The sequence below is a fragment of the Agrobacterium sp. InxBP2 genome (genome assembly GCF_026191755.1).
Classification (GTDB): Bacteria; Pseudomonadota; Alphaproteobacteria; order Rhizobiales; family Rhizobiaceae; genus Agrobacterium; species Agrobacterium pusense.
The window spans coordinates 33579-48915 of sequence record NZ_JAINDY010000019.1 but is presented as its reverse complement, the minus strand read 5'-3'; the positions used below and the strand labels follow the sequence as shown (position 1 = coordinate 48915).

The following is a 15337-nucleotide window of genomic DNA, read 5'->3' as shown; positions in this document are numbered from 1 at the left end:
TTTCAATTTCAAACGGTCACGTTCCCCACACCCCACGCAAATCGCCCAAAGAATTATCAAAATCGCGACACGCGAAATCTTTAGGCACACCCGCTTGCGAAATCGAAAGCTTCGTGATTGTATAGACAACTTGAGGGCAGCAATAGAGGGTGGTCAAAAACCCCGGCTACAGAGGATTGTGTGCGTGATAACGTTCGATCAGGTCAGCAAGCATTATCGTGGCGCGACAACGGCTGTAGACAGGTTGTCGCTCACCGCGCCGACAGGAAAATTGACCATTTTCGTTGGCCCCTCAGGCTGCGGCAAGACCACATCGCTGCGCATGATCAACCAGCTGATCACGCCTTCGTCCGGGTCGATCCTTCTTGACGGCGAACCCACGGACAAGATGGACGTAGCGCTGCTGCGGCGTCGGATAGGGTACGTCATCCAGAACGCTGGTCTCTTTCCCCATCGAACGGTGGTGCAGAATATCGCGACGACAGCGCGCCTGAACGGCACCCCCAAGCAGCAGGCGCTTCGCACCGCGCACGATCTGCTGGAGCGCGTAGGACTGTCGGCTGCCTTTGCCGATCGGTACCCGTGGCAGCTATCCGGTGGACAGCAACAGCGTGTTGGCGTTGCCCGGGCTTTGGCGTCGGATCCGAAATTCATGTTGATGGACGAGCCCTTCAGTGCGGTCGATCCGGTCGTTCGCGCGCAGTTACAGGATGAATTCCTGCGTCTTCAGCGCGAAATCGGCAAAACCATCATCATGGTGACACATGATATCGACGAGGCACTGAAACTTGGGGACCAGGTGGCGGTGCTGCGCACCGGCGGTACGCTGGCGCAAATTGCCACGCCACAGGAGTTGCTTGCGCGGCCGGCGGATGAATTCGTCGCAGACTTCATCGGCCGCGATCGCGGCTACCGGATCCTCGGTTTCGCCGAGTTCAAGGAAGGCATTTCTCTCGGCAAGGAGCCGACGGCGCCCCTCGGCACCAGTCCCGAGTCACTCCGTCAGATTGCCACAGACCGTTGGGTCCTGATAACCGACGCCGCAAATCGTCCGCTCGGCTGGGTGGACGTTGAAAGCACCGGAAATACCGTGCGCGAAGGCGACCTTAATCTCAGCGGGACCCTCGCTGTCGAGGGGAGCAGCCTGCGCCACGTCCTCGACGCGGCGCTCAGTTCACCTTCAGGCCGGGGCGTTATTGTGAGGCCGTCCGGCGAACTCGTTGGCACTGTGACCTTGCCTGATGTTGTGGCCGCGATTGAGGCCGCGCGCAACGGCCGTCAGGGGACGAGGTCATGAGGTTCGACTGGTTATACCGCGAATCCGGCCGCATCGCCGAACTGTTCGCCTGGCACGTATGGCTTTCCGTCATCCCCGTTGTGATCGGACTCATCCTGGCGCTGCCCCTCGGATGGCTCGCGCAGCGGGCAGGTCTTTTTCGCTCTGCAATGCTCGGCGCAGCCGGGCTGCTTTACACCATTCCTTCGCTGGCGCTCTTCGTCCTTCTGCCGCTCGTGTTGGGTACACGCATCCTCGATCCTCTGAACGTCGTCGTCGCGCTGACGATCTATGCGCTGGCTCTTCTGGTGCGAACCGTCAGCGACGGACTGGAGTCGGTGTCGCCGGATGTTGTCCAGGCCGCAAATGCCATGGGGTATCGCCCCATGCACCGTCTGCTCTTCGTCGAACTTCCCCTCGCCGTTCCCGTGATTGCAGCGGGCCTGCGCGTAGCCGTGGTTTCGAATGTCAGCATCGTCTCGGTCGCGGCGCTCGTGGGGACACCCCAGCTCGGCCTGCTTTTCACACAGGGACTGCAACTGCGCTTTCTGACACCGATCATTGCAGGCATTATCCTGTGTATTGTTCTGGCGGTCCTTCTGGATGGCATTGTGCTTTTCATCGCGCGTCGTCTCACACCTTGGCAGGCTGGAGGTGCTGAAAGATGATCGACTGGTTTTCAAACCCGGCACACTGGACCGGCAATGACGGTGTCTTCGCGCTTATTGTGCAGCACCTGGTGTATAGTTCCATCGCCCTCTTTTTTGCGTGCCTGATCGGCCTGCCGGTCGGCCTCTATGTCGGACACACCGGCCGTGGCGTTTTCCTGATCGCCGGTCTTGCCAATGCCTTGCGTGCACTTCCGAGCCTTGGCCTGATCGTTCTGCTGGTAATCCTGTTCGGACCCGTCTTTTCGTCAGACATGGCCTTTATTCTCCCCAGCATCGTCGTTCTGGTGCTTCTGGCGGTGCCGCCCATCATGAATGGCACATATGCCGGCGTGGCGGCGGTTGATCCGGCCGCGGTCGATGCGGCGCGCGGCATGGGCAAACGCCCGCTCGACATTCTCTTCGACGTGGAACTGCCATGCGCACTGCCGCTGATCTTTTCCGGTCTGCGCAGCGCGACATTGCAAATCATTTCAACCGCAACGATCGCCGCTTACGTGTCACTCGGCGGACTGGGCCGCTTGATCATCGATGGGCGGGCGCAAAACGACTATTATCAGATGGCAGCGGGCGCCGTGCTTGTTGGCGCTCTGGCGCTGGCCGTCGACCTGACGATAGGCATCATCTCGAAGCTGACGATCTCACCCGGACTGACGCGCCGCCATTAGGCGCGACATGCCCGAAAGACCGACGCATTTTCACCCAGTAAAAAACAAGAGGAGCAGCTGCATGGCATTCAGGATTTTAAAAGCCGCTGGCGCATTGGCCTTCATGGCGCTTTCGGCGACCACATCGTTCGGCCAGACCGACCCGCTGGGCGCGGCTCCGGCGGCGCGAACGGACACCTCGACCATCATCGTCGGCTCTGCCGACTTCCCCGAAAGCCAGCTTCTGGCGACCATCTACGCCAAGGCGCTTGCTGCAAAGGGCATCAAGGTGGAGACGAAACTCAGCATCGGCAGCCGTGAGGTCTACATCCCTGCCCTGCTCGACGGCTCGATCGATCTCCTGCCCGAATATGCGGGTGCGACGCTGAGCTATCTCGACAAAAACGCCACCGCGCACGCACCGGCGGACGTGGCGGCTGCGCTCAAGGCCGCTCTGCCAAAGGGCGTGTCGATGCTGACGCCATCTGAAGCACAGGACTCGGACGGCGTCGCCGTGACACGCGCAACCGCCGAGAAATACAAGCTGAAGACAATTGCCGATCTGGCACCGGTCGCCTCAGAATTGGTGCTCGGCGGTCCGCCGGAATGGAAAACCCGTAAAGAAGGCATCATCGGCCTCAAGGACATTTACGGCCTGGAGTTCAAGTCCTTCAAGTCGCTCGATGTCGGCGGTCCCTTGACGCTGTCTGCGCTGGTGAACGATCAGGTACAGGCGGCAAACCTTTTCTCGACGGATCCCGCCATTGCCGCCAATGATCTCATCATTCTTGAAGATGTGAAGAACCTCTTCCCGGCACAGAACATCGTCCCGGTTATCGCGACGCCAAAAGTCAGCGATGTCGTAACAACGACGCTCAACGCCGTATCCGCAGCCTTGACCACCAAGGATCTCATCGTCATGAACGGTCGACTGGCCAATCATGACAGCTTCGACGTCGTCGCCGAAGAGTGGCTCACGGCCCACAAGTTGAACTGACCATCATTTGCGGGTATGGCACACCCATACCCGCATACATGCATTTCCCTATGTCAGACGCCGAGATTTCGGGCTGTGACGACCAAGCGACTTGGAACCCATGCACACGGTAAAGAAACAGGTCGAAAATCGGCAGGATGAAGCGGCAATTTCCCCGCCGCTTTACGTCAAACTCAAGGACTACGTTCGCAGCCGCGTCGAAACGGGCGAATGGTCGATCGGCCAGCGTGTACCATCGGAGAATGAACTGGTGGACATGCTCGGTGTCAGCCGCATGACCGCCAACCGGGCGCTGCGCGAACTCGCGGACGAAGGATTTCTGGTTCGTGTCCGAGGCAAAGGCTCGTTCGTTGCAAGTAAAAAGCGAACGTCCCAATTCCAAAGTGTTCCCAATATTGCCGACGAGATCAACCAGAATGGCGGCATTCATACGGCAAAGATCGTTCTGCTTCGCATGGAGACATGCGATGCCGAACTCGCCGAAGCGCTCTCTGTCGATGTGGGCGCGACGGTTGCTCATTCGATTATCGTCCACGCGGAAGATTCCGTCCCGATGCAGATCGAAGATCGTTTCGTAAACCACGGGATCGTCCCGGATTACGTCAATCAGGACTTCAGCACCAGAACGCCGAACGGCTATCTCACCGCCGTGGCACCGATCATCAGGGCTGAACAACATATCGAGGCCGTGACGGCGCAGCCTTGGGAATGCAAGCTTTTGGCGATCTCCAAAGCAGAGCCCTGCCTTCTGGTGCGACGCCGGACATGGTCTGACGTTGGCGTCATCTCGTCGGTGCGCCTGCTCTATCCCGGAAGCCGCTACCGCCTGTACAGCACCTGATACACAGGCAGGCGTACAAACCGGATCAGTCAATGGCAACACAATGTCGTCGTCTTCCGTCTAGACGGCGTTCCCCGAGGAGAACCTCATGACGGTCATGCTGGACAAGGCCCTGAGCTGGCACGATGTCGCCCTTGTGAGCCAAGGCGATCATCTCGTCCTTTCGGACGAAGCCTACCGGCGGATCGAAAGGGCAAGCCGAATTGTCGACGGCATCGTTGAAAATGGTATCCGTGCCTATGGCGTCAACACCGGTGTTGGCGCTCTGGCTGACACGGTGGTCGATCGCGCTGCCCAAGGAAAGCTTTCCCGCAGTATCGTTCTCAGTCACGCCTGCGGTGTCGGCCCATTGCTTGGCCGTCACGAGGTACGCGCAATCATTGCCTCACAAATAGCCAATTTCGCCCATGGTTACTCCGGTGTCCGCAGGAAGATCGTTGCCCATCTGACGAGGTTCCTGGAATGCGACTGTATCCCTGATGTGCCCTCAAAAGGGTCAGCCGGATATTTGATACATAATGCCCATATTGCGCTCGTGTTGATTGGCGAAGGCAGGGCAAAGCTCGGTGGCAAATCATTCAGCGGTCGGGACGCTTTGGCGGAAATGGGCCTTCAACCGCTCGTTCTTGGCGCCAAGGAAGGTTTGAGCCTCGTCAATGGCACGTCATGTGCGACGGGCCTCTCCAGTGTCGCTCTGGCACGCGCAGCACGGCTGCTTGATTGGGCGGATGCTATTGCCGCGCTGACGCTGGAAGCGGTCGGTTGCCAGATGTCGGCCTTCGGAGAAGCCGTGCTCTCGCTACGCTCCTCACCGGGCATGGCAACGGTGGGAAAAGCCCTCAGGACGCGTCTTGAAGGCAGCGGTCTCATCGAAGCGTCGCTTGGCAAGCGCACACAGGATGCCCTCAGCCTGCGCGCCGTTCCCCACGCGCATGGCGCCGCACGCGATGTGTTCGATAGCTGCGCGACCATCATCGACCGAGAACTGGCCTCCGTGACAGACAATCCGGCGCTCGCCGGGTCACCGGAAGAGCCCATCGTATGGTCGCAGGCTCACGCGGTGGCCCCGGCCCTTGGACAGGCAGCCGATAGTCTTGCCATCGCACTCTCCCAGATCGCGGCGATGAGCGAACGGCGGATTGACAGGCTCGTCAACCCTCTGGTGAGCGGGCTTCCTCCATTTCTCGCTTCCGATCCCGGCAGCCATTCCGGTTTCATGATCGCGCAATATACCGCAGCTGCGCTGTCCAACGAAAACCGGCGCCTTGCGGCGCCCGCTTCCACCGATGGCGGGCTGACCTCCGCTCTGCAAGAAGACTTCCTGGCCCATCCAACCGCCGCCGCCAACAAGCTCCTCGCAATTATCGAAAATGCCGAATATATCCTGTCGATAGAATGGATGGCGGCGACACAGGCGCATGATTTCATTCAATCCGTTGCGGCAAGGGCGCCCGGTACCGACGCGCTCTACGGCCTGCTCCGCACCCATGTCGCCCCTTACTCGGATGACCGGCCGCCCTCGGCGGACATCGAGGCTATCCGATCCCTTATGTCGCAAAACACGCCGCCAAACTGATATCAGGCGGCGCTACAGGCACATGCAAAACCGATTGACGGCCACACTGTTTCCAGCTTCTCCGTCACATCGCGAGTTTAATATCCATACCCTTAGCGCGGATGAAGGGCAGGCCTCTGCGCCGCGCGGTCCAGCCGACAACGTGAAGGCCTGCTGCTGCCGGCTCATATCGTTGGGCAATCATCCAGGATTTGCAATCAATCGCGGCAATATCGGCATCACCGTGGGCAACGGCAATCACCGAAGCGCGGTGCGAGCCAGTCTCAACCAGTTCCCGGAACATATCGAGGCCTTGACCGGCCGCCTGTAAATCGCGTTTGAGGCTGAGATAACCGGACAGGGACCGGTGCTCATTAAACGCCAGCCTTTTCTGACTGAAAAATCCGAGCGGCAGAATTGCCTCGCCTTCCTCGTACGGGGCGACGTCGTAGCCGCCTTCACCAATCCGGGCGATGAGGGCACTTGAGTAAAATGCACCCGCGCCGCCTGTGATCCCGTCATAATTGCCCTGACCGATGACCTCGACGTGTTCTTCGAGGCCAAGCTCCATAGGACCCCAGCATGTCTGGGAAACGAGAAGGTTTGGATGGCGCCACAAGACTGCGAGATCGAGGGAGAAAGGATCAAGCGTGGCAGGATCCGGAGCGATGACGGATCCTGCCGCATCACGAATGCCACCGGGAACGGGCGGCATATCTGAGTTGCGCCGGACAAGGCGCTCGGGAGCATCGATGCCTTGCGCAAGAAATCTTACGCGCATTCCCGCCCACACGGCATCGGTCTCAGCACGCAATTCCGGCCAGTCATACATCGGCAGCGCCGCTATCAAGGTCACGTCGAGGCGTCCGATCCCAAGAAATTATCGGGCATCACGTAGGCTACGAAATCAGTTGGCACATAGGTCACGGCCGTTGTTGCGGGAACCAATTCGGGCCGTCCCAATACGGGATGCACTACCGGCTCTTTCGCACGGAATGCAAAAGCGCGGAAAACCTCGAAGTAATTGGCAAAAACATAGCCCTCGTTCATCGTCTGCCATTCGGCGCGTCTGGCTTTATAAAGCGATGGCAGCTTATACCACGCCGCAGTCGGCAGCTTGTGATGCACGAAATGCAGGTTGTTGTAGAGAAACAGGGGGGCCAGAACGGAGTTCTCGACGATGATCGTCCGCCCGTCCGGCCGCTCGGCCCACTGGTGCTCACAATAGGAGCGGATGGCGATGATGGAAATGCCGAGATAGGCAGCGACACCGATATATTGCCAGAGCGGAATACCGCACAGCAGGGATATGGCCAGCAACGTGGGAATGAGACCAGCCATATGCAGAACCCAGGCATAGATGACCCGCCGGTCACCTTTGGCGATCTTTCGCCACTCCGATATCGTGAATCCGACGACCATCAGCGGCGGACCGATCAGAAGGCGTCCAATAAGCGTGTTGTTCCATCCGAGCAATGTCTTTAAAAATCCAGGCAAAGTCTCCCAGTCGCCCATGGCGCGGTAATAGCTTTCCGGGTCATCGAACGGGTCCGTCAGCCGCTCATCCGCATGGTGCTGCAGATGTGTCCGCTTGTAGCTGCGGTAGGGATAGAAAATCCCAAGCGGGGCAAACACCAGCGCTTCATTGAGCCTTGCGTTGCGGGTCGGATGCCCATGCAGCACCTCGTGCTGAAGTGATGAATGCAACGCGATAGCGATGCCCATCACGACAAGCGCTGCAAACGGATAAAGCGGATAGAGGACGTAACCAGCGCCGGCCCAGAGACCATAACAGACGATCAGCAATCCTATTGTCGGCCACTCGATCCTGAGCGACTTCGGGCGAGGCCGGCTTACTGCGTTGGATTCACTAGCAATGTCACTCATAATATCCCTCGATTAGAATGTAATGAGAGATTTTCACCCCAGGGCGCGGTACACAACGGGATCATGGTTACCAACCGTTGATTTTGATCACAAAAAGTAGAATATTGTGACAATTGTAAACAATGAGGTGAAAAGTGGACAAGCGCGCGCTTTCCAACCTGTTTCGCATCAGGCTGACGGAGCTGGTTTCCCGCTCTGGATTAAGTCATTCGGCCTTTGCAGCCGAGATCGGGATCGACCGGTCGGCTCTGTCGCAGCTTCTATCAAGCGACTCGGCGCGGCTGCCGCGCGTTGAAACGCTTCTGAATATTGCCGAACGTCATTCCGTTTCACTGGACTGGCTGCTTGGCATTTCGCACGATCCGGGGCTGATGGGCGAACTGCGCCCGAGCTTCGAGATAGAGGAAGGTGGCGAAGACTACACCGACACCCTCCTGATGAAGTGGCATGCAGAGGCCGCGGGCTCCAAGATACGCTACGTGCCGGCCCGTATTCCCGACCTGCTCCGCACGCCACAGATCATCGCATTCGAGGCGAGATCCGCACATCAAAGCGTCAAGGCGCAAGCAAGCGAAACGGCATTCAGGCTCGATTACAATCGTCAACCCGGCACGGACATGGAAGTGTGTATGCCACGCGAGACACTTGAGGCCTTTGCCCAGGGGAGCGGCATGTGGCGGGGACTGAAAAGGGAGATACGTGCGGAGCAGCTTCAGTACATGTCAAACCTGATCAATGAACTCTATCCGTCGTTCAGATTGTTCCTGTTCAATGAGAAAGAACGGTTTTCTGTGCCCTACACGATCTTTGGATCGCAACGCGCTGCGATTTTCGTCGGCGGCATGTATCTCGTGCTGAACAATGCTGAATCCATCCGAAAGATGCAGCGGCACTTCGATGAGTTGATCCGCTTCACGCGTGTTCACGCGCATCAGACTGCCGACTTCGTCAGGACGCTCGAAGTTTCGTGAAGCGAGCCCTCGGCATCCGCCGTCCAGAAATCATCCGACACAAGGTCTGCAACGCCATCTAAATCCGGACTGAGCCGCCGCGTCGTTCACGCTATACCCGCCTTTGGGATCATCCTCATACGCTCCGGCTGCTTCCGCCGTTCCGGGGCTCTTCCTGTTCTCACAATACCGGGCGCGTCATCCGCCTCAGTGAGATCGCCATATTCGCGGACAACAATGGTGACGGTTGCCTGATGCCCACGCGGCGCGACCGGAACTTTCGTTGGTGGCGAAGGTTGGGGCAGGACAATATTGCTTCACACCTCAAAGGGAGAATGAAATGGGCACCGATCGCGAGGAATGGATTTCGAAGCGCGCTTACGAACTGTGGGAGCAGGCCGGTCGTCCGGAAGGTCAGGACGAAGAGCAGTGGCATGCCGCAAGTGCCGAGTGGGAAAGTGAATTCGGTCCGGTCGACGCCCCGGTCCCGGACGGCGCAGCGGAGGAAAACCTGTCACCGCAAACGTAACAGAAGCTCGATTTCACCACAAAACTGCCAGACTGTTCAGGAGCGGCGCAACGTCCTGAACAGTCGCTCATCTCCGGGGCGATAATACCAGCGCCCGTCGGTCTTTGTCTGTTCCGGCCGACATCGGATAACTCACTCGCGAAACCGAATGGCCCATGCCTCTGGCTGCAAGATTGTCGCCATACGGGAGGGAACGTTCCTGACGCATTTGTGTTTCTCATGCGACGAAAACACCGCGTCTCCACTCACCCGCAAGATCCCACCCGTTTTCCAGAGGCATCCATGATCAGCAGAAACTCCCGTATTCTCGCCGGTGACCACCGTCAACTCGGCGCGACTGTGGACCGAGATGGCGTGAATTTCGCGCTGTTCAGCGCCCATGCGGAGCGGGTGGAACTCTGCCTGTTTTCAAGCGATGGGACCGCGGAGATTGAACGCCTCGAGCTTCCAGAATACACCAACGAGGTCTGGCACGGCTATGTACCGGGCCTGAAAGAAGGCGCACTTTACGGTTACCGCGTTTACGGGCCGTTCGAACCCGAAAGCGGGCACCGGTTCAACCCTAACAAGCTTCTGCTCGATCCCTATGCGCGCGAAGTCGTGGGCGACATAGAGTGGGGGCAGCCGCAATTTGCTTACGTGACAGACAGTCCGGACAAGGACTTGTCCTTCGACGACACTGACAGCGCGCCGTTTGTGCCAAAGGCTCGCGTGGTCGCCAGGTCCGACGCGCCGAGGGGTCAACAGCGCCCCGACGTCCCCTGGTCGAAGACAATATTTTATGAGACCCACGTCAAGGGTTTCACGCAGCTTCACCCCGCTGTTCCGGAAGCTCTCCGAGGCACATTTGAGGGCCTTGGGGAGAAAGAGATCGTCGACTACGTCAAAAGTCTGGGGGTTACCTCCATTGAGCTGCTCCCGGTACATTGGTTTCCGGACGACGCCCATTTGCTGGAAAAAGGTCTGAAAAACTATTGGGGATATAATACGCTTGCCTTCTTCGCTCCGGCGAACCGCTACATGGGTCCGCGGGGCATCCAGGGCTTTCGGGACATGGTTCGCGCTTTTCATGGTGCCGGGATCGAGGTCATCCTGGACGTCGTCTACAATCACACCGCCGAAGGCAATGAGATGGGACCAACCCTCTCTTTCAGAGGCATCGACAACTTCTCCTATTATCGCACAATGCCGGACGAGCCGCGCTACTACATCAACGACACCGGCACCGGAAACACGGTAAACACTTCCCACCCGCGCGTTTTGCAGATGGTTACGGACTCGTTGCGCTACTGGGCGCAGGAGATGGAGATCGACGGGTTCCGATTTGATCTCGGCACGATCCTGGGACGCGAGCCGGAAGGGTTCGACCAGCGCGGCGGATTCTTCGATGCCGTCGGGCAGGATCCCGTGCTGTCACGTCTGAAGCTTGTTGGAGAACCATGGGACATTGGGCCAGGCGGCTATCAAGTCGGTGGGTTTCCGCCAGGCTGGGCCGAGTGGAACGACAAGTACCGCGATACCGTGCGGGATTACTGGAGAAACAGGGATGGCACGACCAGGGATTTCGCGGCCCGTATCCTCGGCTCCGGCGATGTTTATGACTTGCGCGGCCGTCGTCCCTGGTCCGGCGTAAATTTCCTGACAGCGCATGACGGCTTCACGCTCAACGACCTCGTTTCATACAACGACAAGCACAATGAGGCGAACGGCGAGGATAACAAGGACGGTCATGGGGACAACCGAAGCTTTAATTTTGGCGTGGAAGGACCATCCGATGACGAGGGAGTGATTACTCTCCGCGACCGTCAGAAGCGAAATTTTCTTGCGACGCTTTTTCTTTCTCATGGAACACCGATGCTTCTGGCTGGCGACGAGTTTGGCCGCAGCCAGATGGGCAACAACAATGCCTACTGCCAGGATAACGAACTGAGCTGGGTGCATTGGGAGGATCTACCCGCAAGCGCCGCACAACTGCGCGATTTCGCCCGCAGATTGATTTCGCTGCGTCACGAACATTCGATTTTGAGGCGCGACGACTGGCGCGACGGAATGGTCATAACGTGGTACAACCCGGCGGCCAGCGAGCAGACCCGGGAGCAATGGGATGATCCCGGCGCCACCACCATCGGGCTGCGTGTTGGCCGCGATCACGATGAGGAAGAAGGTTGGGATGATATCCTCATCCTGTTCAATCCCCATGACGGGTCCGTTCCATTCGCTCTTCCGGAGGTAAGCGGAGGATGGGTGGAAGTCCTCACGACAGTCGATCCCGAAGCGACTGACCGAAAAATCGAAGCCGCCGAATATGTTCTGATCGACCGTAGCCTCGTGCTATTGCGTGCGGGAAAACAACCTTAAAGCGGAATAAGAGCGCTTCGCAGGATAGTATCCTGTTTGGGGCCGGCGCCGGCCCACCGGGACCGCAGGTCGGAGGAGAACCAGAACGACGCAGCGGTGCTCCAAAAATGTCAAGGCCGGAGCACCGTAGCGGCTGGCCTGACAAAACTCTTGCGCCCCCGCTTGAAACCCATGACCGGCTCGCCCAACCCGCCGAAGACCTCGGTCTCGTCTTCGCCTTCCATTACGAGGATGTCGGCCATCGCGCCGACAACCAGCCCGTAACCGTCGATCCGCATCAGCCGGGCTGCATCCTCCGAGACGAGATCCAGGCAGGCCGCGAAATCCTCCGGCCCGAGATGCATCACATTGGCGTAGAGATTGGCCATGCGCAGAAGTGAACAGTCGCCAAAGGGCGTGAACGGGTTGAGTATGTTGTTGCTGGCGATCGATGCCGTGACACCCCGATCCTTGAGGATATGCACGGGTGCTATGCCTCGCACGGCGCGAAAACCGGCTTCCCGGCCGTTCAGATAGAGATCGGTCGAAGGCAGCGCCGTTACCGCGACGCCCGCTTGGAACAACCGCGCGACCCGACGTTCAAATATTGCTTCGTTCATGGTTGCAAGCTTTGTCACGTGGCCGACAGCCACCCGCCCGCCCCAACCGGCCTTTTCCGTCCGATCGCAAATCTCCTCAAGATGCCCCCAGCTTGGATCGAGGTCAAAGTCCAGATGGAAATCCAGGTCCACGTCATGTCGCGCGGCCAAGGCGAAAAGCCGTTCCATCTGGCCGGACGGATCGCTGTCGGTATAGGGGCAGCCGCCGAGAAGGTCCGCACCTTCGACAAGCGCCTGTTCGAGCAATTCCTCCGTGCCCGGATCATTGGTCAGCCCTTCCTGCGGAAACACGCAGATGGAAAGATCAAGTGCAAAAGCATAATCCTGTCTCAACCGCTTCATCGCCTCGAAACTGCGCAAGCCCGCCCGCGGATCAACCTCCACATGGGTGCGCATGTGCATCGTACCCTTGCCAATTGCCATCTCTATCGTCCGGGCTCCGCGGGCATAGACGTCCTCGACCGTATAGTCCCGCTTCAGACGGGCAACCGCGGCAATCGCGCCCTTCAGCCCGCCTCCTGCATCGCTGCAACGGCACAAGAGGCACGACTTGTCGAGATGAACATGGGTATCGACGAAACCCGGCAGCACCAGCCTCCCACCGACTGCCTCATCCTTCCGGCCTGCTCCCGTCGCGATCTGACCAATAGCGGCAATGCGGCCATTGGTGACGCCTATATCCTGCAGCGCGGCGCATCCGTTCACGCGTGCATCGCGCAGCACAAGATCGAAGGATTCTTGAAATGACATATTGCAACTCGACGGGTAGTTTGCGTAACAATAACTGTATGCACTTTTGAAGAAACATTCGCAACAGATTTGGAGGTTCCCATGAACGAGGCAACAGAACGCGATCTGCAATCGGTGAAGGATTATCTCGCTGCTTCAATGGCGCGCGATCCTGCTCGCGCCGCGACCTATGTCGCCCCGGGCTTCATCTGCCGCTTTACCGGCAATCGGCTTTTTGACACACCGAGCGGCCCAACCGACTTCAACGCGGCTCGCTATAAATGGGTGAAGAAGCGTATCGAGCGTTACGACGTCGTGCCTGGCGAAACGGAAACCATCATCTATAGCCTCGGCTATCTCTACGGCGAATGGCCGGACGGCACCCCTTTCGACAACAACCGATATATCGACCGATTCACCGTGCGTGACGGCCTGATCCTGGATACAGACGTCTGGAACGACAGCGCCGAATGGATACTCGACCCATCCGTCGCCCGCTAAACGTCAGAGGAGCCCGGCTCCTTTCAGTCTGCATAAGGCGCCAGGATATCCATCAGGTCGCGTGGCTTGGCGCCTGAGCTTTGCAACAGCGCCCGCGAGGCAACCGCCTCGAGATGCTCGACCATCATCGCCTCAGCCTTCTCCGCCGGCCCGGTGCGGATCACCTCGATCAGGTCAAGATGCTCGCTGACCGCGCAGTCGGAGGAGTGTGGCCGCCCGAAGGCAGCAAGCGACAGGCCTGCACGATAACAGATTTCCGTGACATATCGGATCAGGATAGGCTTGCCGGTCATCTCTGCCAGAAGCACGTGGAAGTCTGTGGCGAGGCGGATCGAAGCGCCTTCAGGCCCGTGCCGGGCCTCATGCTCGGCCTCAACGATTGCCCTCAGCTGCTTGGCCTGCGCGTCCGTCAACTTGCCCGCGAGACGTCTCACCACCTGCTTTTCCAGATCAAGGCGGATGTCAAAAATATCCCGTGCATCCTCGAAGGATGGCGTAGCGACCACGGCGATACGGTTTCGCCGAAGGTCGATGAGACCTTCGGCCGCAAGCTGGCCGAGCGCGTGACGGGCAATAGTGCGACTGACACCGAACCGCTCACCGAGCGCATCCTCCGGCAGCCGGTCACCCGGCTGCAGCGCCCGCTCGATGATGGCACGGCGCAGAGCCGTACAAATCGCTGCGACGCGATCCCCTTCACCTCTTACCGAACGTTTACTGCCGGTCATTGCCAACCCTCTTCTACGGCCAATCGATAAGCGAGGCGACGGGGAAAATCAACTCGGCGCGCTGCCGCATTTAAATGCAAGGCAAATCAAAAATGCCCAAAACACATGCATACAATTAGTGCATTCATTTTACACGCCGGAGATATCGCATGCAGAACAAGACAATTGAACATGCATGTATGTTGGCACGTATATTGCATACAGTTATCGAAACGCTTTCACGGTGACCTAATGCTGACTGTGCCTAAACTGACGACATCCGCCGCTCCCGCCGTGGAGCTCTCGCAAGCCGCGGTTTCCTTCGGCCGCAAGGAACAGGCAGTCGTTGCGCTGCAAGAGACGAATCTGCGCATTGCCGACGGGGAATTTGTGGCACTCGTCGGCCCCTCCGGCTGCGGCAAGTCAACGATCATGCGGCTTACCGCCGGCCTGCTGCAGCCGACCAGGGGCGCGGTCATCGTTGGCGGGCGAGAAGTTGGCGCCAAGGCGCTACGCATCGGCATGGCCTTCCAGAACCCGACCATGCTTCCCTGGCTGACGATAGAGCGCAACGTGATGTTGCCACTCAAGATCGTGAAGCCGTTCCGTGCCGAATACCGAGCGAAGAAAAACGGTGAATTCCGCGACCGGGTCCGCGCCTTGCTTGCAGATGTCGGCCTGGACAAGTTCGCCAGCCATTACCCATGGCAGCTCTCCGGTGGAATGCTCCAGCGCGCCAATCTCTGCCGAGCGCTCGTTCACGAACCCAGCCTGCTTCTGCTCGACGAACCCTTTGGCGCGCTCGATCAATTTACCCGCGAAGAACTATGGGGCACGATGCAGTCGCTCTGGATGAAGCGCAAGCCGACCGTCCTGCTCATCACCCATGACCTGAAGGAAGCAGGTTTCCTGGCATCCCGCATCTGCGTCATGAGTGCGCGGCCCGGTCGCATTATCGATGATAGCCCCGTCGATTTCCGGCGCCCCCGCACAATCGAAATGACCTTCGAGCACGATTTCGTCGCGCTCAACCAGCGCCTGCGCGAACTCATCATCGATGCCCGGTCTGACACCGCCATCCAGGGAGCCTGAC

General features: G+C 58.8%; 15 protein-coding genes. 11 read left to right on the top strand and 4 right to left on the bottom strand.

Annotation, left to right across the window (positions count from 1 at the left end):
* Window positions 1-184 precede the first annotated feature (184 nt).
* From K7A42_RS02420 to K7A42_RS02395, 6 genes are all read left to right on the top strand, one after another.
* Window positions 185-1297 (top strand): ABC transporter ATP-binding protein, encoded by a 1113-nt coding sequence (locus K7A42_RS02420; RefSeq protein ID WP_112555468.1) that lies wholly within the window; start codon window positions 185-187, stop codon window positions 1295-1297.
* Window positions 1294-1944, top strand: coding sequence for an ABC transporter permease (locus K7A42_RS02415; protein ID WP_006698697.1), 651 nt, complete (start codon window positions 1294-1296; stop codon window positions 1942-1944). Before K7A42_RS02420 ends, K7A42_RS02415 begins: the two co-directional genes overlap by 4 nt.
* On the top strand, window positions 1941-2612 hold the full coding sequence (locus K7A42_RS02410; RefSeq protein ID WP_004438136.1) for an ABC transporter permease: 672 nt from the start codon (window positions 1941-1943) through the stop codon (window positions 2610-2612). Before K7A42_RS02415 ends, K7A42_RS02410 begins: the two co-directional genes overlap by 4 nt.
* Before the next feature lie 61 nt (window positions 2613-2673).
* Window positions 2674-3588 carry an ABC transporter substrate-binding protein gene (locus K7A42_RS02405; protein WP_022563532.1) on the top strand — a complete coding sequence of 305 codons (915 nt, stop codon included), beginning with the start codon at window positions 2674-2676 and terminating at the stop codon, window positions 3586-3588.
* A 100-nt stretch (window positions 3589-3688) separates the two neighbouring features.
* Window positions 3689-4429 (top strand): histidine utilization repressor, encoded by a 741-nt coding sequence (gene hutC / locus K7A42_RS02400; protein ID WP_034498429.1) that lies wholly within the window; start codon window positions 3689-3691, stop codon window positions 4427-4429.
* 88 nt (window positions 4430-4517) lie between these two features.
* Window positions 4518-6005 (top strand): HAL/PAL/TAL family ammonia-lyase, encoded by a 1488-nt coding sequence (locus tag K7A42_RS02395; protein ID WP_112555466.1) that lies wholly within the window; start codon window positions 4518-4520, stop codon window positions 6003-6005.
* A 64-nt stretch (window positions 6006-6069) separates the two neighbouring features.
* On the opposite strand, the gene K7A42_RS02390 is transcribed toward K7A42_RS02395, so the two are convergent.
* Together K7A42_RS02390 and K7A42_RS02385 are read right to left on the bottom strand one after the other, a co-directional pair.
* Window positions 6070-6816, bottom strand: coding sequence for a phosphate/phosphite/phosphonate ABC transporter substrate-binding protein (locus tag K7A42_RS02390; protein WP_162719236.1), 747 nt, complete (start codon window positions 6814-6816; stop codon window positions 6070-6072).
* Window positions 6817-6836: 20 nt separating this feature from the next.
* Window positions 6837-7871: a fatty acid desaturase gene (locus K7A42_RS02385; RefSeq protein WP_174151626.1), complete on the bottom strand. Its 1035-nt coding sequence runs from the start codon at window positions 7869-7871 to the stop codon at window positions 6837-6839.
* 134 nt (window positions 7872-8005) lie between these two features.
* Between K7A42_RS02385 and K7A42_RS02380 the strand changes: the two genes are divergently transcribed.
* The 3 genes from K7A42_RS02380 (at window position 8006) to glgX (ending at window position 11708) form a co-directional block, all read left to right on the top strand.
* On the top strand, window positions 8006-8842 hold the full coding sequence (locus K7A42_RS02380; RefSeq protein WP_006698704.1) for a helix-turn-helix domain-containing protein: 837 nt from the start codon (window positions 8006-8008) through the stop codon (window positions 8840-8842).
* Window positions 8843-9161: 319 nt separating this feature from the next.
* A complete protein-coding gene (locus K7A42_RS02375) occupies window positions 9162-9350 on the top strand; it encodes a DUF2934 domain-containing protein (protein WP_004438121.1) in 189 nt (62 codons plus the stop codon).
* Between the two features lie 282 nt (window positions 9351-9632).
* Entirely contained in the window at window positions 9633-11708 is a 2076-nt protein-coding gene (gene glgX / locus K7A42_RS02370) for a glycogen debranching protein GlgX (RefSeq protein ID WP_112555460.1), read from the top strand.
* A gap of 110 nt (window positions 11709-11818) precedes the next feature.
* On the opposite strand, the gene K7A42_RS02365 is transcribed toward glgX, so the two are convergent.
* Window positions 11819-13057 carry an amidohydrolase family protein gene (locus K7A42_RS02365; protein WP_174151627.1) on the bottom strand — a complete coding sequence of 413 codons (1239 nt, stop codon included), beginning with the start codon at window positions 13055-13057 and terminating at the stop codon, window positions 11819-11821.
* Between the two features lie 81 nt (window positions 13058-13138).
* Between K7A42_RS02365 and K7A42_RS02360 the strand changes: the two genes are divergently transcribed.
* On the top strand, window positions 13139-13537 hold the full coding sequence (locus K7A42_RS02360; RefSeq protein WP_006698707.1) for a nuclear transport factor 2 family protein: 399 nt from the start codon (window positions 13139-13141) through the stop codon (window positions 13535-13537).
* Between the two features lie 23 nt (window positions 13538-13560).
* Here the strand turns inward: K7A42_RS02360 and K7A42_RS02355 are convergent, their stop codons facing one another.
* On the bottom strand, window positions 13561-14265 hold the full coding sequence (locus tag K7A42_RS02355; protein ID WP_037090971.1) for a GntR family transcriptional regulator: 705 nt from the start codon (window positions 14263-14265) through the stop codon (window positions 13561-13563).
* A 231-nt stretch (window positions 14266-14496) separates the two neighbouring features.
* Here K7A42_RS02355 and K7A42_RS02350 point away from each other — a divergent pair, with 231 nt between their 5' ends.
* The gene (locus K7A42_RS02350; RefSeq protein WP_006698709.1) at window positions 14497-15336 is read left to right on the top strand and encodes an ABC transporter ATP-binding protein; all 840 of its coding nucleotides are present in this window, start codon (window positions 14497-14499) and stop codon (window positions 15334-15336) included.
* The last annotated feature ends 1 nt before the right edge of the window (window position 15337 follow it).

Bases quoted from the DNA above. Each gene is read 5' to 3' on its own strand.
- glgX (WP_112555460.1), top strand. From the start codon at position 9,633: ATGATCAGCAGAAACTCCCGTATTCTCGCCGGTGACCACCGTCAACTC.
- K7A42_RS02405 (WP_022563532.1), top strand. From the start codon at position 2,674: ATGGCATTCAGGATTTTAAAAGCCGCTGGCGCATTGGCCTTCATGGCG.
- K7A42_RS02355 (WP_037090971.1), bottom strand. From the start codon at position 14,265: ATGACCGGCAGTAAACGTTCGGTAAGAGGTGAAGGGGATCGCGTCGCA.
- K7A42_RS02410 (WP_004438136.1), top strand. From the start codon at position 1,941: ATGATCGACTGGTTTTCAAACCCGGCACACTGGACCGGCAATGACGGT.
- K7A42_RS02350 (WP_006698709.1), top strand. From the start codon at position 14,497: ATGCTGACTGTGCCTAAACTGACGACATCCGCCGCTCCCGCCGTGGAG.
- K7A42_RS02390 (WP_162719236.1), bottom strand. From the start codon at position 6,816: ATGTATGACTGGCCGGAATTGCGTGCTGAGACCGATGCCGTGTGGGCG.
- K7A42_RS02395 (WP_112555466.1), top strand. From the start codon at position 4,518: ATGACGGTCATGCTGGACAAGGCCCTGAGCTGGCACGATGTCGCCCTT.
- K7A42_RS02365 (WP_174151627.1), bottom strand. From the start codon at position 13,057: ATGTCATTTCAAGAATCCTTCGATCTTGTGCTGCGCGATGCACGCGTG.
- K7A42_RS02385 (WP_174151626.1), bottom strand. From the start codon at position 7,871: ATGAGTGACATTGCTAGTGAATCCAACGCAGTAAGCCGGCCTCGCCCG.
- K7A42_RS02415 (WP_006698697.1), top strand. From the start codon at position 1,294: ATGAGGTTCGACTGGTTATACCGCGAATCCGGCCGCATCGCCGAACTG.
- K7A42_RS02375 (WP_004438121.1), top strand. From the start codon at position 9,162: ATGGGCACCGATCGCGAGGAATGGATTTCGAAGCGCGCTTACGAACTG.
- K7A42_RS02360 (WP_006698707.1), top strand. From the start codon at position 13,139: ATGAACGAGGCAACAGAACGCGATCTGCAATCGGTGAAGGATTATCTC.
- hutC (WP_034498429.1), top strand. From the start codon at position 3,689: ATGCACACGGTAAAGAAACAGGTCGAAAATCGGCAGGATGAAGCGGCA.